17 protein-coding genes are annotated in these 19514 nt (G+C 62.8%); 13 read left to right on the top strand and 4 right to left on the bottom strand.

Annotated features, from left to right (window positions below):
• Positions 1 to 24 precede the first annotated feature (24 nt).
• The 5 genes from ribD to KIT79_14305 all read left to right on the top strand — a co-directional run bounded on the left by ribD (position 25) and on the right by KIT79_14305 (position 4167).
• Entirely contained in the window at positions 25 to 1182 is a 1158-nt protein-coding gene (gene ribD / locus KIT79_14325) for a bifunctional diaminohydroxyphosphoribosylaminopyrimidine deaminase/5-amino-6-(5-phosphoribosylamino)uracil reductase RibD (GenBank protein MCW5830480.1), read from the top strand.
• 9 nt (positions 1183 to 1191) lie between these two features.
• Positions 1192 to 1872 (top strand): riboflavin synthase, encoded by a 681-nt coding sequence (locus tag KIT79_14320; GenBank protein ID MCW5830479.1) that lies wholly within the window; start codon positions 1192 to 1194, stop codon positions 1870 to 1872.
• 157 nt (positions 1873 to 2029) lie between these two features.
• Entirely contained in the window at positions 2030 to 3244 is a 1215-nt protein-coding gene (locus tag KIT79_14315) for a bifunctional 3,4-dihydroxy-2-butanone-4-phosphate synthase/GTP cyclohydrolase II (protein MCW5830478.1), read from the top strand.
• A gap of 45 nt (positions 3245 to 3289) precedes the next feature.
• Entirely contained in the window at positions 3290 to 3520 is a 231-nt protein-coding gene (locus KIT79_14310; protein MCW5830477.1) for a hypothetical protein, read from the top strand.
• Positions 3517 to 4167, top strand: coding sequence for a DUF2238 domain-containing protein (locus KIT79_14305; protein MCW5830476.1), 651 nt, complete (start codon positions 3517 to 3519; stop codon positions 4165 to 4167). The genes KIT79_14310 and KIT79_14305 overlap by 4 nt, the downstream gene beginning before the upstream one ends.
• Here KIT79_14305 and KIT79_14300 read toward each other — a convergent pair.
• Positions 4098 to 4991 (bottom strand): CHAD domain-containing protein, encoded by an 894-nt coding sequence (locus KIT79_14300; GenBank protein ID MCW5830475.1) that lies wholly within the window; start codon positions 4989 to 4991, stop codon positions 4098 to 4100. The genes KIT79_14305 and KIT79_14300 overlap by 70 nt on opposite strands.
• Before the next feature lie 59 nt (positions 4992 to 5050).
• On the opposite strand from KIT79_14300, the gene KIT79_14295 reads away from it, so the two are divergent.
• Both KIT79_14295 and KIT79_14290 read left to right on the top strand, forming a co-directional pair.
• Positions 5051 to 6667 (top strand): ATP-binding cassette domain-containing protein, encoded by a 1617-nt coding sequence (locus tag KIT79_14295; protein ID MCW5830474.1) that lies wholly within the window; start codon positions 5051 to 5053, stop codon positions 6665 to 6667.
• Positions 6668 to 6736: 69 nt separating this feature from the next.
• Positions 6737 to 7915, top strand: a complete 1179-nt coding sequence (locus tag KIT79_14290; GenBank protein MCW5830473.1) for a metallophosphoesterase — start codon at positions 6737 to 6739, stop codon at positions 7913 to 7915.
• Positions 7916 to 7921: 6 nt separating this feature from the next.
• On the opposite strand, the gene apaG is transcribed toward KIT79_14290, so the two are convergent.
• Both apaG and KIT79_14280 read right to left on the bottom strand, forming a co-directional pair.
• On the bottom strand, positions 7922 to 8311 hold the full coding sequence (apaG, locus tag KIT79_14285) for a Co2+/Mg2+ efflux protein ApaG (GenBank protein ID MCW5830472.1): 390 nt from the start codon (positions 8309 to 8311) through the stop codon (positions 7922 to 7924).
• A 77-nt stretch (positions 8312 to 8388) separates the two neighbouring features.
• Positions 8389 to 9627: an AI-2E family transporter gene (locus KIT79_14280; protein MCW5830471.1), complete on the bottom strand. Its 1239-nt coding sequence runs from the start codon at positions 9625 to 9627 to the stop codon at positions 8389 to 8391.
• Positions 9628 to 9762: 135 nt separating this feature from the next.
• Here KIT79_14280 and metK point away from each other — a divergent pair, with 135 nt between their 5' ends.
• The 6 genes from metK to KIT79_14250 all read left to right on the top strand — a co-directional run bounded on the left by metK (position 9763) and on the right by KIT79_14250 (position 18317).
• Positions 9763 to 10959, top strand: a complete 1197-nt coding sequence (gene metK, locus KIT79_14275; protein MCW5830470.1) for a methionine adenosyltransferase — start codon at positions 9763 to 9765, stop codon at positions 10957 to 10959.
• Between the two features lie 131 nt (positions 10960 to 11090).
• Positions 11091 to 12182 (top strand): aspartate-semialdehyde dehydrogenase, encoded by a 1092-nt coding sequence (gene asd, locus KIT79_14270; GenBank protein MCW5830469.1) that lies wholly within the window; start codon positions 11091 to 11093, stop codon positions 12180 to 12182.
• A 38-nt stretch (positions 12183 to 12220) separates the two neighbouring features.
• Positions 12221 to 13549, top strand: a complete 1329-nt coding sequence (gene ahcY, locus KIT79_14265; protein ID MCW5830468.1) for an adenosylhomocysteinase — start codon at positions 12221 to 12223, stop codon at positions 13547 to 13549.
• A 158-nt stretch (positions 13550 to 13707) separates the two neighbouring features.
• The gene (locus tag KIT79_14260) at positions 13708 to 14697 is read left to right on the top strand and encodes an SDR family NAD(P)-dependent oxidoreductase (protein MCW5830467.1); all 990 of its coding nucleotides are present in this window, start codon (positions 13708 to 13710) and stop codon (positions 14695 to 14697) included.
• Positions 14694 to 15797: an undecaprenyl/decaprenyl-phosphate alpha-N-acetylglucosaminyl 1-phosphate transferase gene (locus KIT79_14255; protein MCW5830466.1), complete on the top strand. Its 1104-nt coding sequence runs from the start codon at positions 14694 to 14696 to the stop codon at positions 15795 to 15797. The genes KIT79_14260 and KIT79_14255 overlap by 4 nt, the downstream gene beginning before the upstream one ends.
• A gap of 42 nt (positions 15798 to 15839) precedes the next feature.
• Entirely contained in the window at positions 15840 to 18317 is a 2478-nt protein-coding gene (locus KIT79_14250; protein ID MCW5830465.1) for a protein kinase, read from the top strand.
• On the opposite strand, the gene KIT79_14245 is transcribed toward KIT79_14250, so the two are convergent.
• Entirely contained in the window at positions 18290 to 19456 is a 1167-nt protein-coding gene (locus KIT79_14245; GenBank protein ID MCW5830464.1) for a glycosyltransferase family 4 protein, read from the bottom strand. The two genes, KIT79_14250 and KIT79_14245, sit on opposite strands and share 28 nt — an antisense overlap.
• Between the last annotated feature and the right edge of the window lie 58 nt (positions 19457 to 19514).

Genomic DNA, 19514 nt, shown 5'->3' with positions numbered 1-19514 from the left:
GGGCTCTGTGCTATATACCGGCACATGAGCGGTCCCAAACGCCCGGCCCGGCCCGTCAAGCTCCATCCGCAGCGTGAAGCGGACCGGAAGTTCATGGCCCGTGCGCTGGAACTGGCAGCCCGGGGCAAGGGGAAGACTTCGCCGAACCCCATCGTCGGCTCGGTGGTGGTAAAGGGCGGCAAAATCATCGCCGAGGGCTACCACCGGGGTCCGGGCCTGCCGCACGCCGAGGCCGAGGCGCTCGCAAGGGCCGGACGCCGGGCGAAGGGGGCAACGGTCTATGTGACGCTCACCCCCTGCAACCTTGAGGGCCAGGTGCCACCCTGCACGTCGGGACTGATTGCGGCCGGGGTCAAACGGGTGGTCATCGCGTCGGATGATCCGCACCCCAAGGCTGACGGGGCCCTGCAGCGGCTCCGCAGGTCGGGGATTGAAGTAACGACGGGCATCCTGAAGGACGAAGCCGGGCGGCTGAACGAAATCTTCCTCACCTGGGCCGGAACCGGGACGCCATTTACGGTGGTGAAGCTCGCCGCCTCGCTGGACGGGAAGATCGCCACCCGCACGGGCCAGTCGAAATACATCACCGGCAGGGAGTCGCTCCGCCGGGTTCACGAGTGGCGCGACCTTTATGATGCCGTTTGCGTGGGCGTGGGCACTGTGCTGGCCGACGATCCAGAACTGAACGTGCGGTTCACCCGCCGGACCGGCGCCGATCCGGCTGTTGTCATCGTCGATTCGCGCCTCCGGACGCCTCCCACGGCCAGGCTGTTCCGTAACCGCCGGACGAAAAAGATCATCGCCACCACCGGGCGGGGTGGAGCGGCCCGCCGCCGGGTGCTGGAAAAGGCCGGCGCCCGCGTCGTGGAGCTGACTGACCGGAACGGACAGGTGGACCTGCCCCGCCTGTGGCGGTACCTGGGTCTGGAACGGATAACGGGCGTACTGGTCGAAGGCGGTCCCACGCTCGGGTGGAGCCTGATCGAACTGGGACTTGCCGACCGGTTCGCCCTTTTTCTCGCCCCCAGAATCATCGGCGGCGCGCTGGCACCGGGCGTGCTCGGCGGTTCCGGCGTGGAAAAACTGGCGGGGGCGATACCGGTCCGCGATCTGGCGACCGAGCGGCTGGGTAATGATCTCCTCGTTACGGGCGAACTCGACCGCCGCTACCGGGCAAGGTAGGTTCAAGCCATGTTCACCGGCCTCATCATTGACCGTGGGAAGATAACCGGCCGCCGGGCGCTGCCGGGGGGCGAAACGGCGGGAGTTGTCCTGACGGTCCAGACGAAACTGGATACCGGCGATTTTGAATTGGGTGAGAGCATCGCCGTGAGCGGCACATGCCTCACGGTAACGAAGATTCACAGGGACGGCTTTGAGGCCGATGTCTCCCGCGAATCCCTGAACAAGACGAAACTGGGCAGCGTCGCCGTGGGATCGGAAGTGAATCTCGAACGGGCGCTCCGGGCAGCTGATCGGCTCGGGGGGCATATCGTTCAGGGCCACGTGGATGGCGTCGGCGAACTGCTGTCGGCCGAACCTGTGGGCGAGAGCCACAAGCTCACCTTCCGGGTGCCGGATACCATCGCCCCGTACCTGATACCCAAGGGTTCGGTGGCGGTGGACGGGGTATCGCTGACCGTGAACGAGGTTCAAGGGGCGGAGTTTACCGTCAACATCATTCCGGTCACCTGGTCCGAAACAGCCTTGGGCACGCTCAAAAAGGGCGATCCGGTCAATCTTGAGGCGGACGTGCTGGCCAAATACGTCGAGCGGCTGCTCGCGGTCCGGCTTGGGCCTGCCGTGGCCGGGAAAGCCGGGGGTTCGAAGATTGATCTCAGGTTTCTGGCCGAACACGGATTTTTGGAATAGGGTTACATCCAGCACCCGGGGGGTGGATTCCAGTGTCCCCCGGCGCCTCAAGCGCCCCGCCGCGGAAACCCGCGGAGTTTTCAGGGGCCACCCCATCCACCGGTCGGGACCGGCTGATCCGGCCTGAACTGTTCCCGGGTGCGCGGGAGTTCCCTCTATGCCGTTGAGCCGTGTCGAAGACGCCATGCGCGACCTGCGCGAAGGCAAGATGATCATCATGGTTGATGATGAGGACCGCGAGAACGAGGGCGATCTCGTGATGGCGGCCCAGTTCGCCACCCCCGAGGCTGTGAACTTCATGGCCAAACATGGCCGGGGGCTGATCTGTCTTACCCTGACCGAAGAACGTGCCGGGCACCTGAACCTTCCCCTGATGGTCCGCGAAAACACGTCCCAGTTCGGCACGGCGTTCACTGTTTCCATCGAGGCGCGTACGGGCGTGACGACCGGCATCAGCGCCGCCGACCGGGCGCGTACCATCCATGTGGCGATTGATGACAGTTCTACCGCCAGCGATCTGTCCCGCCCCGGCCATGTATTTCCCCTGATCGCCCGTCCGGGCGGCGTGCTCCAGCGCACGGGACAGACCGAAGGCTCGGTCGATATCTGCCGAATGGCGGGTGTGAAACCCTACGGTGTCATCTGCGAGATCATGAAGGACGACGGCACCATGGCCCGGATGCCGGACCTCGAACGGTTTGCCGCCGAATGGAATCTCAAGATCATCTCGGTTGCCGACATCATCCGGTACCGGCTCTGGAAGGAGCGGCTCGTTCATCGCGTCTCGGAGGGCCGCCTGCCGACCCAGTATGGCGAGTTCAGGATCATCGTCTACCACAATGACGTGGACAGCCATGAACATGTGGCGCTCATCAAGGGCGATGTGACCGACGGCGAGCCGACGCTGGTGCGGGTCCATTCGTCATGCGTCACGGGCGACATCTTCAATTCGCTCCGGTGCGATTGCGGAGAGCAGCTTCACGCTGCCATGCGCATGGTGGAGCGCGCCGGGAAGGGTGTTGTCCTGTACCTCATCCAGGAGGGCCGCGGTATTGGGCTGGCGAACAAGATCAAGGCCTACAACCTCCAGGACGGCGGCATGGACACGGTGGAAGCCAATATCGCTCTCGGGTTCAAGCCGGATCTGAGGGATTTCGGCATTGGCGCGCAGATTCTCGTGGACCTGGGGCTGAAGAAGCTCCGCCTCATGACCAACAATCCCAAGAAGATCGTCGGGCTCGAAGCCTATGGGATGGAAGTGGTTGACCGTGTTCCCATCGAGATCGAGCCCAGCCAGGAAAACCTGCGTTACCTGAAGACCAAGCGCGACAAGCTCGGCCACCTGCTCCGGATCATGCCGGACGGGGAGTAGGGGCGGCGCTTGCACGTCCCGCTGCCGGCCGTTCATGAATCCGCGATGAGCGATCCAGCCAACGAAGTTCCAGAGGAAACGCCCGAAGAACGGGAGCGCCGGGTCCGGATCATCGGCATCCTGGCGGGCCTGATCGCCGTCTGGCTGGCCGTGCTGTCAGTGGGTTTTGTCATCTGGCGGGCCCGCGAGCACCGCGAAGCGCTTCCCGTCCAGATAGAGCACGGGACCAGCGACAGCAGCCCGGCTGACGGTGCCGTGGAACCCGCATCTCCGTGACCAGCTCTCGCGCTGAACGGATCGCCCTTGTCGCCCTGACGGTGCTGGCGCTGGTTCTTTCAGGCTGGAGCCCGTTTGACCGGCTCACCTGGTTCCTGGAAGTGCTGCCCGTCTTGATCGGACTCCCGCTGGCTATTCTGACCTTCGACCGGTTCCCGCTGACGCCGCTGCTCTACCGGCTCCTGTTCTTTCACTCGCTGGGGCTGATCCTGGGCGGACATTACACCTACGCACGGGTTCCGGCAGGCGACTGGATGCGCGATGTCTTCTCCCTGAGTCGTAATCCCTATGATCGGTTCGGCCACTTCGTGCAGGGGTTTGTTCCGGCGATCCTGGCGAGGGAACTGCTGCTGCGCCTGACGCCGCTGAAACCCGGCAAGTGGCTGTTCTTTATCGTAGTGAGCTTCTGTCTTGCCTTCAGTGCCGTCTATGAACTGATGGAGTGGCTTGCCGCCGTGATTATCGGGCAGGGCGCCAACGAATTCCTGGGGATGCAGGGCGACGAGTGGGATACCCAGTGGGACATGTTCCTCGCGTTGGTGGGGGCGGCGCTGTCCCTGCTTCTCCTCAGCGGTGTTCACGGCCGCCAGCTTGAGCGCATCGTTTCAGGCGGTTCCCGGAACGATTCCAGCTCCGGCAGCAACTGAATAAACTCCCGGATGCGCCGGTCCCGTTCGGAACGGACTTTCCGCAGGGCGGCCTTTGCGCCGGATTTCAGGGGCGCCGGTGCGGCCCCACTGTAACTGGCGATCCGTTTCTCCAGCACACAGATATCCTGCACGGCGCCCATGGCCGCCTGAAACCGGCGCATCGAGCCGATCTGCTGACGGCTGACGCCGGGCGGCACACTGGCCATGAACTCTCGCATGTAACGGAACTTCTTGAACGGCACACGGAGTCGGTGAATGGTCACGGGCTCGTCTGCGTCTACCAGTGCGGCCAGCCGGACAACCTTCTGGAACTCCCGCCTGGAAATCCGGCCGAGCGAGATGGCGAGCGCCGTCGAAGTCTCGTCCCGGGTGCCTGCCTTTTGGGTCAGGCTGCGAATCTGCCTGACGGCGCGGCGGATAGACTTTGGTGTCCCGGCCTTCCGGGCCGGGACTCGTTTCTTGGAAAGTTTTTTCTCTTCGGACCGGAGCTCTTTTACGAGCGGTTCCAGAGGGGCGTTGACAGAAAGAACCGACGGCAGAAGCCGGAGCTGGACCTGGGCATCCCGGAGTGGGCCGAGGCTTCCCATATCCTCCTTGGCACGTTTACGGGCCTTTTTGACCATATCCGCCCCGTCATCGCCGAGAAGCGGTCCGTAGAGATCGAACATGGCGAGAAGCCGGCGAGTGGCGACCCGGAGATCGTGGATGGACCGCTCGCTGCCCTTGCGGCGATAGCGACTGCGGCACCGCTCGTAACAGTCCCACGTCCGGTTTATGGACCGGAGAAGATGGTTGGAAGGGCTGGCTGCGTGCTTGCTCACAGATGGCTCATCCCCGCAAAACTTGTATTCCGGGGGCGGATTTGGCTAGTGGGGCCGCCGTGATTAGTGCCGACAACATCACGCTCCGGTTTGGAGCCAGAACGCTGTTCGAGGACGTTACCACCGAGTTCACACCGGGCAACTGTTATGGGGTGATTGGGGCCAATGGAGCGGGAAAGTCCACGTTCCTGAAGATACTGTCCGGGGAGATCGATCCCGACACGGGCAAGGTCCACACTGCCAAGGGGTCGCGGGTCAGCTTCCTCCGCCAGAACCAGTTCGAGTTTGACGACTTTACGGTCATCAATACCGTGATCCGCGGCCATGAAAAGCTGTATGGCATCATGACCGAGCGGGACGCGCTGTATGCCAAGCCCGACTTCTCCGATGCCGACGGCATGCGGACGGCCGATCTTGAGGCACAGTTTACCGAGATTGGCGGGTGGGAAGCGGTGAGCGAAGCCGCATCGCTCCTCAGCAACCTGGGGATTCCCGAACCCCTGCACGAGATGAAGATGCGTGATCTGGACGGGGCCCTCAAGGTCCGGGTGCTGCTGGCACAGGCGCTGTTCGGAAATCCCGACGTGCTCCTGATGGATGAGCCCACGAACGGCCTGGATCCCGATTCGATCCTCTGGCTCGAGGAGTTTCTGTACAACTTCCAGAACACGGTGATTGTCGTTTCGCATGACCGACATTTTCTGGACCGGGTTTGCACCCATATTCTCGATATCGATTACCAGAAGATCCGGCTCTACACGGGCAACTATTCGTTCTGGTACCAGGCATCGCAGCTGGCGCTCCGCCAGACGCAGGACCAGAACAAGCAGAAGGAAGAGAAGATCAAGGAACTCAAGGAGTTTATCGCCCGGTTCAGCGCCAATGCTTCCAAGGCCCGTCAGGCGACGAGCCGCAAGCGGCTGCTGGACAAGATCTCGCTGGATGAGATCAAGCCTTCATCCCGGCGCTATCCGTCTATCCTGTTCAAGGCCGAGCGCGAATCAGGCCGCTCCATTCTATCCGTTGCGGGGCTGACCAAGGCCGTGGAAGACCAGAAAGTGCTGGAAAACTTCTCCCTTTCCGTGCAGCGGGGCGAGAAGATCGCCTTTGTGGGTAAGAGCAGCCTGCCTGCCACCGTTCTGTTCCAGATTCTCGAAGGGACGCTTCAGCCCGACAGCGGAACGGTTGAATGGGGCTCTACTGCTGTGCCGTCGTTCTTCCCCCGTGACAATGGGCCCTATTTTGAAACCGATCTGAACCTTATCGAATGGCTCCGGCAGTATTCCAAGGAACAGACCGAAGGGTATATCCGGGGATTTCTCGGGCGGATGCTGTTTTCCGGTGACGAGGCGAAGAAAAATGCGCGGGTGCTGTCGGGCGGCGAGCGCGTGCGCTGCATGCTTTCCAAGATGATGGTCCACGGCGGCAACGTGCTGGTGATGGACGAGCCGACGAATCACCTGGACCTGGAAGCGATAACGGCGCTGAACGACGCACTCGTTGACTTCAGCGGTACGGTCCTTTTTTCATCCCGGGATCACCAGTTCATCCAGACTGTCGCCAACCGGATCGTCGAGATCGCCCCGAAGGGCGTCCTTGACGTGAACATGCCGTTCGACGCCTACCTGGAGGATTCCAGGGTCAGGGAGCAGCGCCAGCTCCTCTACGCGGCGTAGATACCGGAAGTTCCCGCTATCAGGGCAATCGGCTGGCATTCCGGCTGCCGCGTGGGTATCCCCTGACGGATGTCGTTTTTTGCCGTCACCCGGACGCTCTGGCTCATCGCTCATGTTTATGTGGGATGGCGTCTTTTGCACCGGTCCCGGCTTGCCCGGCCGTGGAACATCGTCGCGGGTGTTTTGCTGGGTTCGCTGCTGATGCTCGGTCCTGCGGCGATGGCCTTGGGCCGCGTGCCGGAAAAGCCGGACTGGATGGGACTGGTGCAATGGGCCGGGTATCTCTATGTCGGCTTCTTCCTGATGCTGCTGCCGGCGGTGATCCTGGCTGATTTCGGCTGGGGAGTGGCCGCTGCCATACGGAAACTGCGGGACCAGGGCGTGCCGGAGGAGTCCGGGCCGCCGGAACTGCCATCCCGCAGGCTTGCCCTGGTCCGGTCAGTGAACGTCGGCGTGATTGCCGCATCGGCCATTGTGACGGGCTCAGGGTTTCATGCCGCCCGCCGCCGCCCGGACGTGGTGGAAGTGGACATCCCGCTTCCGGGCCTGCATGAGGACCTCGACGGTTTCCGGATCGTGCTGCTGACCGATATCCATGTGGGTCCGACGATCCGGGCCCCCTTCACGGAAACGGTTGCCGAAGTAACCGACTCGCTGAAGCCGGACCTCGTGGCCAATACCGGTGATCTGATCGATGGCCATGTGAACCAGCTGAGGGACCACGTGGCTCCGCTCGGCAGGATCACCGCGCGGCACGGGCTCTACTACGTGACCGGCAATCATGAATATTACTGGGACGCGCCGGGCTGGGTACGTGAAATGGAGCGGATCGGTTATGACCCGCTCATCAACGAGCACCGGGTAATCGTGCATGGGCGTGCAAAGCTCACCGTGGCCGGTGCCACCGATCATAGTGCGAGCCACCGTTATCCGCCCCATCTCACCGATCCGGCAAAGGCTCTTGAGGGGGCTCCGGAAGACAGCTTCAAGTTGATGCTTGCCCACCAGCCCCGGAGCGCGTTCGCCGCCGCCGGGGCTGGCGCCCAGCTTCAGCTCTCCGGGCATACCCACGGCGGTCAGTTCATCCCCTGGACGTTCCTGATCACTCTTTTCCAGCCGGTGGGTGCGGGGCTGCACCGGATTGATGGCATGCCGATCTATGTGAGCCGGGGGACCGGATACTGGGGACCGCCGAATCGCGCCGGGAGCCCGAGCGAGATCACGCTCATTACGCTGCGAAAGACATGAGCCTTCTCAGTTGATCGACATAGGTTCGGCGAGGGTGAATGGGGCGATCTGGGCGTCGAACTGCTCTCCCGCCTTCGTTACCATCTGGTAGGTGCCGTGCATGGAGCCGAAGGGCGTTTCCAGCGGGCAGCCAGAAGTGTAGGTAAACGACTCGCCGGGTTTCAGGACCGGCTGCTCACCCACCACGCCGGGGCCTTTCACCTCTTCCACATGGCTTTCGGCGTCCGTGATGATCCAGTGGCGGCTCACGAGCTGGACGGTTTCCTGTCCCTCGTTGGATACCTGTACGGTATAGCGGAAAAACCACTTGTGCTGTTCTGGCAGCGACAGGTCCGGCGCGTAGGCGGACTCTACATGGACGCGGATTCCCCGGGTGACGGTGTTCGAACTGGGCATTGCGTGGCGTACTCCTTGTAGCAGGAGCGGCATTGATTGCACCGCTGCGGGCACAGAGGCAACGGGGCCTGCCTCCGTTACTTGGCGGCGGCTTCGCTGCCAGGGGTTTCTTCTGCCGCCGGGGCGGGGTTGGGTTTTAATTTTTTGAGATCAGGAATCCGGCCGTCGGGGACGGAGAGGTCGCGGAAGCGGGGGCCGGCGCGTGGCCTCTTGCGCGGATAGCCGAGGAACTCTTCGCGGTAGATGTCGATGCACTCGACGAAGACCGCAAGAAGGGCGGGACCGAGGATCACGCCCATGGGCCCCAGCGTGACGATGCCGCCCAGAATGGCGATGAGTATCCAGAGGGTGGGAACGGTCGTGGCTCCGCCGACGATCAGTGGGCGGATGATGTTGTCGATCGTGCTGGCGATGGCGCCGAAGACAAGGATGACGATGCCTGACCCCACATGGCCGTTCATGAACATATAGAGACAGGCTGGCCCCCAGACGAGGGTCGTGCCGAACACCGGGACCAGGGCGGCGAACGTCATCACGACGCCCCAGAGAACAGCGTTCTCGACGCCGCCGAAAATGAGCCCCAGCGTTCCGATGAAGCCTTGCGCGGTAATGGTGACGAGAGTCCCCCAGAGCACGGCGCGGCTTGTCTCCCCGAAACGGTCAAGAATCCGGCGGTTCACGTCCGAGCCCAGCGGTGATATCTCAACCACCAGGTTCACCAGCGCCTGACCCCGTATCAGGAGATAAAAAACGAATACGACGGCGATAATGTACTGGAACAGGAGGATGGCGAAGCCTCCCAGGATGCCGGAGATGACACGAGTGCTCTCGGCCGCGATCTTTTGCCACTGGCTGACAACGAAACCGATGATATCGACGTCGGTACTGAACGTTTCGTGGATGAGGGCCTCGATCCGGATGAGATAGGTCTCCATTTCAACGGTGTCGATAATGCCCCGCTGGATGAGCCCCGTCAGCTGCTGGATGGTAAATGTCGCCACCACGGTAAACGGCAGAAGTACTGTCAGATGCGCCACAATGACCGCGCCGGTGGCGGCCAGCACCGGTCCGGCCCCCATCCTCCGCTGGAACCAGTCGTGTACGGGCCACAGGAGAACGGCGAAAACGGCCGCGAAAACCAGTGGAGGGGCGAAGGGCCTCAGGAACCAGATGCCCAGCACTGCGCCCAGCGCGGCGAACACGACCAAAAACGCCCTACGTTGCATACGAAGCGGCGGTTCCTGATGCTGTTCCACGCCGATCCGTATCTCGACCGGGGCGGGAACATTCGTTTCGTTTGTCGGTTCCGATGTCATGCCGTCAGATCCGTTGACTCGCTATGCCCATGCACCTAGCATCGGCGCGCCTTGAGGAGGGACACCCGAAAGGCGCCTCAACAGGCCGCTTCCACTCTAGCTGGAAGCATCGGAAATCCCTAGGGGAAATATACGATGAGCTCCAACCGCGACTTCCTGTTCACCTCCGAGTCAGTCACCGAAGGCCACCCGGACAAGATGTGCGACCGCATCTCGGATGCCGTGCTGGACGCACATCTGGCAAAGGACCAGAAGGCCCGTGTGGCGTGCGAGACGCTGGTCAAGACGGGGCTGGTGATTGTCGCGGGGGAGATCACGTCGCGGGCGCAGGTGGACTACCACAAGCTGGTCCGGCAGACCGTCTGCGAGATCGGGTACACGCACAGCGACATGGGCTTTGACGGGAAGACCTGCGCGATCCTGGTCGCGGTCGAGCAGCAGAGCCCGGACATTGCGCTCGGCGTCGATGAGCACACCAGCCAGTCGAAGGAGCAGGGCGCCGGCGATCAGGGCCTGATGTTCGGATATGCGATCAACGAGACGAAGGCGCTGATGCCGATGCCGATAGAGCTCGCCCATGCGCTCACGGCAAAACTGACCAGTGTCCGCAAGGGTGACCGGCATTCCAAGCTCCGTCCCGACGGGAAATCCCAGGTGACGGTCGAGTACCGGGACGGCGTGCCCTTCCGGGTGGATACTGTTGTGGTCTCGACCCAGCACGCAGAGGATATCAGCCAGAAGCAGCTCAAGGAGCTGGTGATGGAAACAGTGGTCAGGCCGGTCGTGCCGACAAAGCTGCTGGACAAGCGGACCAAGTATTTCATCAACCCGACTGGCAAGTTCGTGGTGGGCGGCCCGATGGGCGACTGCGGCGTTACCGGGCGAAAGATCATCGTGGACACTTATGGCGGCTGGAGCCGTCATGGCGGAGGTGCCTTCAGCGGGAAGGATCCCTCAAAAGTGGACCGTTCAGCGGCCTACATGTGCCGTTACATCGCCAAGAATATCGTTGCGGCGGGACTGGCGGCCAAGTGTGAGGTCCAGGTGGCCTATGCCATCGGCGTCGCCGAGCCGGTGTCGGTTCTGGTCGAGACATTCGGAACCGGCGCGATCGACGACGGTGAGCTGGCTGACCTGGTGCGGCAGGTGTTCCCGCTCAGGCCACGGGCTCTCATTGAGCATCTCAGGCTTCTGCGGCCGGTTTACTCGGAGACGGCGGCCAATGGCCATTTCGGCCGGACCGGAACGGCATTTACATGGGAAAAAACCGACAAGGCGGCCGAACTGAAAAACCTTGCCGCCCGTTCGATGAAGACGGCCCGGCGGGCCTGAACAGCAACCGGCGCGGCGATTATCAGCATCAGATAGGATAAACACGGGACCGGAGCCCTGACGCGGCCTCCAGTCCCGGTAACTGGCCCGCAGGGAATCCTGCGGCGGCATATCAAGAGGTAGACACAATTATGGCATCCCGTAGGCTGAAGGCGGCCGTTGTCGGCGCGACCGGTGTGGCGGGGCAGCAGTTTCTGGTGGCGCTGGCGGGGCATCCCCTGTTCGAGGTGACGCGGCTCGCCGCGTCGGCCCGCTCGGCCGGCAAAAAATACATTGACGCCATTCGTACCGACGCCGGGCAGGTCCAGTGGCATTGCACGGAGCCCCTGCCTGCCGAGTTTGCCGGGATCAGGGTGGATGAAGGCGGCTCCATGCCGATGAAGGGTATCGACGTGGTGTTCTCGGCGCTGGAAAGCGATGCGGCCAGGAAACTGGAACCGGTGTATGCGGAAACGGCAGGCGTCTTCTCGACCGCCTCGGCATTCCGCTATGAACCGGACGTGCCGATCGTCATCCCCGGCGTCAACCATGAACACGTGAAGATGATCGACGTGCAGCGCAAGCGGCGCGGCTGGCGCGGTTTCGTGCTCCCGGGGCCGAACTGCACGGTGACGGGACTGGCGATCACCCTGAAACCGCTTCACGATGCCTTCGGCGTCCGGAGCGTGGTACTCACCACCATGCAGTCGGTATCAGGCGCGGGGCGTTCTCCGGGGGTGCTGGCGCTGGACATCACCGACAACGTGATCCCCTTCATCGCCAAGGAAGAGGAAAAGGTCGAAAAGGAAGCGCAGAAGATTCTGGGCGGCCTCAAGAACGGGAAGTTCTCCCCGCTTGCCATGAACGTGTCGGCTACCTGCACCCGTGTCCCCGTGCTGGAGGCGCATACGGAAAGTGTATTCGTGTCGCTGAAGAAGAAGGCGACACCGGATCAGGTGAAGAAGGTGATGCGCGCTTTCGGGCGGGATTTCGTGAGGAAGGGTCTTCACTCGGTCCCGCAGGAGATGATTATTGTTCACGACGATCCCTACCGGCCGCAGCCCCGGCTGGACCGTGACAACGGCAGGGGGATGAGTACCACGGTGGGCCGGATCCGCGAGGACAAGGTGCTTCCGAACGGGATCAAGTATGTGCTTGTATCCCACAATACCCGGATGGGAGCCGGCTGTGGAGCGGTGATGACCGCCGAGTACGTGGCATCCCAGGGCTATTTCCGGAAATAAACGGTCCGCACAGGCGCGCCGGCAAGGTTGGTTTGATCATGGTACCCAGCGACATCAAGGACATTAAACTGGCGCGTCAGGGCGGGCTCCGGCTCGAATGGGCCGAACAGAGCATGCCGGTTCTCCGGCAGATCGGTGAAAGGTTCGCGAAGGAAAAGCCCCTGAAGGGCGTGCGCGTCGGCGCCTGCCTGCATGTGACGACCGAAACGGCCGCCCTGATGAAGGTGCTGAAAGCGGGCGGGGCAGAGATATTCCTCTGTGCGTCGAACCCGCTCTCAACCCAGGACGACGTGGCGGCCACCCTGGTGGCTGACCACGGGGTGAGCGTCTTCGCCAGGAAAGGCGAGGACACGACGACCTACTACGACCACATCCTGTCGGTGCTGAAGGCCAATCCGCATGTGACGATGGATGACGGTGCGGACGTGGTGAGCTCATTCCAGTTCATCGCGCTGGACCGGCTGGGCGACCTGAACCCGGTAATCAAGGGCTGGGCGCAGGGACTGTCATCGGCCGACCGGCAGAAGCTGGTTGACGGCATCAAGGGCGGCACCGAGGAGACGACGACCGGCGTGATTCGCCTGAAGGCGATGGAGAAGGACGGCGTGCTCCGGTTCCCCGTTGTCGCGGTGAACGATGCGGACACCAAGCACCTCTTTGATAACCGCTATGGTACGGGCCAGTCCACGCTGGACGGCATCATCCGGGCGACGAACCGGCTTCTGGCGGGCCTGACATTCGTCGTGGCCGGATACGGACAGTGCGGACGGGGGCTCGCCAGCCGGGCCCGCGGCATGGGGTCCCACGTCATTGTCACCGAGATCGACCCCATGAGGGCGCTTGAAGCGGTCATGGACGGCTTTCAGGTGATGCCGATGGAGGAGGCCGCGAGACGTGGAGACATCTTCTGCACGGTGACGGGCAACACGGACGTGATCCGTCTGGAGCACATGCGGAAGATGAAATCCGGCGCCATCATATCCAACTCGGGCCATTTCAACGTGGAACTCGATCTGGAAGGCCTTGAGGAAGTCACCCGAGGCAAGCGCGAAATCCGGGATTTCGTCGTCGAGCACACAATGGATGACGGCAAGATCATCAACGTGCTCGGGGAAGGACGGCTCATCAACCTGGCAGCGGCCGAAGGTCATCCTTCCAGCGTCATGGACATGAGCTTCGCCAACCAGGCGCTCGCGGCCGAATTTATCTGGAAGAACCATTCGAAGCTGGAAAAGAAGGTCTACCGGATGCCGGTGGAGCTGGATGCCGAGATCGCCCGCCTGAAGCTCATCTCCATGGGCGTCGGTATCGACAAGCTCACGCCCGAGCAGCAGAAATACCTGACGAGCTGGGAATCGGGAACCTGATCGTTCCGTTCCGGAACGGCCCAGACGGCATGGAACCCCTTTCCTGACACCGGGAAGGGGTTTCGCTTTTCGCCAACTTCATAACCGGCTAGAATCACTCCGTTTCCTGTATCTCGTGGACTGTTACTTTGGCGCGGGCTGAGGGGCCGGGAGCTTTTTTGGGCAAACACATCCTGATCACTGGCGGGGCCGGCTTCATCGGTTCCCATCTGGCCGAGCAGATGCTCGCGGCGGGGCATTCGGTGACTGCCCTGGACAACCTGTCCACCGGTGCGGCGGCAAATGTCGCGCACCTGCGGCAGCATCCGGAGTTTTCGCTGATTTCCGGGTCCGTTCTGGACGAGGCCCTCGTCGATTCGCTGGTGGGCAGGGCGGGACGGGTGTTCCATCTGGCCGCTGCCGTGGGTGTGCGGTACATCCTTGAGCATCCCGTTGAGACCATCACGACCAACGTGGACGGAACACGGATCGTTCTGGAAGCCGTTCGCAAGTACGGGGTGCCGCTGCTCATCACCTCCACGTCCGAGGTCTACGGCAAGAACCCAAAGGTGCCGCTTTCGGAGGACGATGATTCGGTGGTCGGTGCCACGTCGCTCACCCGCTGGAGCTATGCCTGCACGAAAGCGCTCGATGAGTTCCTGGCGCTGGCCCATGTCCGGACGCAGGGCGTGAAGGCCGTGATTGTCCGGCTGTTCAATACGGTGGGGCCCCGGCAGGTGGGCCGCTACGGGATGGTGATTCCCCGGTTCGTGTCGGCGGCCCTCGAGGGAAAGCCGCTGCTCGTTCACGGTGACGGGCAGCAGAGCCGGACCTTCTGCGACGTCTCGGATGCCGTATCGGCGCTGCAGAAGCTGATTGAGGAGCCGCGGGCCTTCGGCCAGGTATTCAATGTCGGCGGGAAGGACGAAATCACCATACTGGAGCTTGCCCGGCGGGTCGTGGCGCTCACGGGGTCGAAATCCGAAATCAGGATGATCCCCTATGACCTTGCGTTCGCCGGAACCGAAGGGTTTGAGGACATGCGCCGCCGGGTTCCGGACCTTTCAAAAATCCGGGGCCTTACCGGCTACGAGCCCCGTCACGGGCTGGATTCGATACTCGCCCGCATTATCGCCAGCCTGAAGGAGACAGGGACACCCGCACCGTGAAGCTGGTCTGGCTACAGGCGCTGCTGTTCGGTTTCGGGTTTGTCCTGTGCGGCGCACTTGTGCCGCTGTTCCGCCAGATCGCCACGAAAACGGATCTCGTTGACCGTCCCGGCGGGCGGAAGCTCCAGCAAAAGCCGGTGCCGTACCTGGGAGGAGCGGCGGTGTTTGCCGGACTTCTGGGCGCGTTCCTGCTCGCGGTGTTCGGGCTGGGAACGGAAACCGGGCGTTCCCTGAGCGGCCAGTTCATTTCGCTGGAAAAACTGGCGCCGCGCCCCGTGGCCGAGCGGGCTACCGTCCTGCTGGCGCTGGCGGCCGGAATGACTGTTATTTTCGTGACCGGGCTGCTGGATGACTGGAAGGGGGCAGCCTTTCCCGTCTGGGCAAAGCTTGCCGGGCAGTCGCTGGCCGCGCTTCTGGTGGTGCTGAGCGGTGTGCACATCGAAATCTTCAATCTTCCCGGCCTCGATCATCTGGTGACGTTCCTGTGGATCGTTGGCATCACAAACGCCTTCAACCTGCTGGACAACATGGACGGTCTTTCCTCCGCCATCGCCGTCATATCATCCATCTGTTTCTGGATCGTCGCGTTCTCGCTCGGGCAGTGGCTGGTGGCGAGCCTACTGGCGGTTTTTGCCGGAACCATATCCGGTTTTATCCCGTTCAACTGGCACCGGGCATCGATCTATCTTGGAGATGCCGGGTCGCTGCTGATCGGGTTTTTCCTCGGATCCATGACTGTGATCCAGAGCTATATTGCCATTGGCGAGCCGCTCTCGCTGGCGGTCCTGATGCCGCTGCTGGTGCTGGCAATTCCGCTGTTCGATACCTTCTCGGTGATCGTGATCCGGATGCGTAATGGCCAGCCGGTCTATCAGGGTGACCGGAATCACCTTTCCCACCGTCTTGTGCGGATCGGACTCAGCATTCCGGAGGCGGTACTTTTCCTGTGCCTGCTCCAGATCGTCACCGGCTTCGGAGCTGTCTTGCTCCCCCGCCTGACTTTTGGGTACGGTTGGCTTGTATTGGTCCAGAATATCATCGTGGTGATGCTGGTCAGCATGCTCATGTTTTTCGGGGGCAAGGGCGCGGACGGGCGCTGACGGACCGGTCATGCTTCAGAAAGGGTACTACCGCCTGTGAACGTGGATGCCATCATCCGGCAGCTTGATTCGCCCGTTGCGCGCCTCGCGCTGGTGGTCGTGGTCCTCCTGTTCATCGTCCGCAAGATACTCGGCGCACTGTCCAGCGGCGGCAAGGGCAATTTCCGCAAGCAGATCCGGAAGGAGATCAGGACGGCGATCAAGATCGGCAACTACCAGAATGCCGGGATGTTGATGGAGCAGCTTGAGGAATACGACGAGGCGATATCGCTCTACAAGAAACATGGTCTGTATGGCGATGCGGCGCGGTTGCTGCTGAAACGCGACAAGCTGGAGCAGGCCCGCAAGCTGCTGACGGACAATTCCCTCTGGAAGGATCTGGGCGAACTGCTGAAGGACAGGGATCCCCGGGGCTCGGCGGCGGCGTTCCGCAAGGCGGGTGATCACCTGCGGGCGGCAGAGGTTCTGGAGAAGGCCAATCTCACCCATGAGGCGGCGGACGATTATCGCAAGGCAGGCCTTGAGACGATGGCTTCCGTTGCGCTCAAGACGTCCAAGACGCTTTCCGTCAAGCAGGCGAAGGAACTCGAAACCGATCTCCGCAAGCAGCTGACCGGCCACATCCCCGGGTCGCCGTTTCCTGCCGATACAGTCACAACGGTGAAACGAATCTGCAAGGTTTACATGCAGAACAACCTTCATCAGCAGGGTGTGGACCTCGCCCTCAAGTTCGATCTGTTCAGGCTCGCCGCGCAAATCGCATCCGAGGGGAAGGTGAAGCCCACGGCGGCGCTTGCCGAAGCCTGCGCCCAGGGAGGCGAGCACGAGGCCGCAGCCGGCATTTACGACAGGCTCGGCGAGAAGCAGGCGGCCGCCCTCCAGCGCGCAACGGGTGCCGACAAGCGGGGCGAACTGATCGAAGCTGCCCGCTGGTATGCCGAGGCCGGTGAGGAACTGCAGGCCGGCGAAATCTACGTACAGCTTCAGCAACCGGAGAAAGCGGCGGAAAATTTCGAAAAGGCGGGGGATTTCGCCAGGGCCGCAGAGCTCTGGGCCAGTCTCGGCGAGTGGAAACGGGCGGCAATGGACTTTGAAAAGCTCTCCTACTACCGGGAGGCCGCCCACGCGTGGCAGCAGGCGGGCGACGTGACGCGCCAGGCGGCGGTGCTGGAAAAGGCGGGCCGGCCGCTGGAGGCGGCCCGGATCCATTTCCAGCAGGGCAGGGTGGACAAGGCGATCTCGCTGGCCCAGCAGGTGACCGAGGACTCTCCCGATTTCCGCGATTCGCGCACGCTGCTGGCCGAGCTGTTCGTGAGCAAGGGTGACCACGCCATGGGCATCCGTTCGCTGGAGCGGTCGCTTCAGGGCGTCAAGGTCAGCCGGGAAACCTCTGGCAGTTACTACATGCTGGCGACGCTGCTGGAGAAGGCAGGCGAGTTCAGGAAGGCTGCCGATATTTTCGAGCAGATCGTTGCCGAGGCATACGATTACAAGGATGTGAAGGACCGGCTGCTCCGCGTCCAGCGGCAGGCAGAGGCTTCCCCGCAGCCATCCGGCGGGCAGCGGGTGGCTGCATCCCAGGAGGCATCGGTCCGGCTTTCCGATGTGGCACCCTCTGGTGCCGGGACAGCGGCTTCCGGCCCCATCCCGCCCGACGGACGTACCCAGCTCGACATTCAGGCGGTGAATCGCAGCACCGGCCGTTACCGTCTGGAAAAGGAAGTGGGCGCCGGCGGCATGGGGGTTGTGTACCGGGCGTTCGATACGGTGCTGAACCGGGCAGTGGCCTACAAGATGATGCCGACGGACCTCAAGTCCCATCCGGAGGCTGCCAAGTTCTTCATTGACGAGGCGAGGGCGACGGCGCAGCTTTCACACCCGAACATCGTCCATGTTTACGACTGCGGCGAGGACGAACGCGGATATTTCATCGTCATGGAGTTCATCGAGGGCGAGGCGTTCGACAAGGTACTCCGGAAAAAGAAGATATCCGTTCCCGGGGTCATCAATATCGCGCAGCAGGTGGCCGGAGCCCTGTCGCACGCGCACAGCCGGAAACTCATTCACCGGGATCTCAAGCCGTCGAACCTCCTCTGGACCACGGAAAAGAAGGTGATGCTGCTCGATTTCGGCCTTGCCAGGGCCATGAACGAGCTGGGCAAGGTCCGCACCCGGATTTCCGGAACGCCGTACTACATGGCGCCGGAGCAGGTCCGGGGGGGCGAGCTGGACGCCCGGTGCGACCTCTATTCATTCGGTGCGGTCCTGTTCGAGCTTTTCTGCAACCGGCCGCCGTTCACCGAAGGCGACATCGGCTATCACCACAATCACACCATGCCGCCTGACCCCCGCCTGCACCGCAGTGATCTTACACCCGTCATGGCCTGGATCGTCCTGAAGCTGCTCGCCAAGAAACCGGAGGACCGGTTCCAGTCGGCGGACGAACTGCTCCAGGCGCTCAAGAGCCTCCGCGACGGCAGCACCCCTCCGGGTTATGTGGAACCGCCTGCGCCCGGCTGAGACTGCATCGAATAGAGGCCGAGCAGGAGACCCGCCTGGCGGCCGGAGTCATGCCGTTTTGCCAGCTCGCGCCGGGCCGCCTGTGCGAGGAGCTGCCGGAGCAGCGGATCGGCCAGAAGTTCGGCAGTGGCTTCCGCCAGTTCATGGGCATTGTCCGGCTCCAGTAGCCGCCCGGTCCGGCTGTCTTCGATCAGTTCATCGACGCCGGGGAGCCGCGTGGAGACGACCGGAACCCCGAGCCGCATGGCTTCCAGAACAAACTCCGGCACGGGGTCAATGCCGCCGAGCCGGTCCCGGCGGCATGGAGCCAGTGCCACGGCAGCGCCAGCCAGTGCGCGGGCATAGTCGCCGGATGTTTCGATCCGGACGAAACCGCCCGCCCGGCGAAGCTCCACGTGCCTGAGCAGGTCACCTGCCAAAGGACCGGTTCCCGCAATCACCAGATCAATCTCCAGGCCCCGGCGGGTGAGATCGCAGGCTGCCTCGATCGCCTGATCCAGCCCGGAGCGGGAGATGAACGGACCGCCGGCCGCGATCCGGAAGGGTGGCCCCGCCGCTGCTTCCGGCGGGCTTGCCGCCTCTTCCACCGCTCCGGCGGCCGGCCGGATGCAGTGGATCACGCCGGCGTTGGCGGGGAACCGCTCGCGGAGTTCGCGGGCCGCGAACTCCGTCGTCGCACGGACGGCCGTGGCGTGGCGGATTTTGTCCCTGAGACCGGGATTGTGGATGAAGAGGTCGGCTCCGTGGGCCGTGAACGAAAAGGGAATGCCGGTCAGCGCGCTCACCATCGCGGCCAGTTCGGCTGCCTCCCCTGAAAGCGCACCGTGGAGGTGCGAAACACCCCGGCGGCGGACGACACGGGCAAGATAACCCGCCTTCAGTTCCCGCCGCGCCGTGCTCATCAGGTTCCGGGCGCGGAGCATGGTCCTCAGGGAGGCCGCCGGGTTCTGGATGATCTGGGCCGCCGAGGCGGCCGCATCAAGCGAAATCCCGCCACGAAAGACGGCTTCCACGGGGCCCGGCACGGAAACATCCTGCCCGCACGGCATGACGGTTACCGGCACGCCGCGCTCCTGCAGGACAAGCAGCTCCCTCGCAAGGAAAGGCTCGGCGGAATCGAGAAAAAGACCCAGGTGCATCACCTGCAAGTGTATACGTTCGGGAAAATTTCCCTACTGGCCGCTTTGCCACCGGTCC

It is taken from the genome of Deltaproteobacteria bacterium (assembly GCA_026129095.1).
Classification (GTDB): Bacteria; JAGRBM01; JAGRBM01; order JAGRBM01; family JAHCIT01; genus JAHCIT01.
Note: the sequence above shows the minus strand (reverse complement) of the source record. Positions and strands in the feature narration are given on the sequence as shown.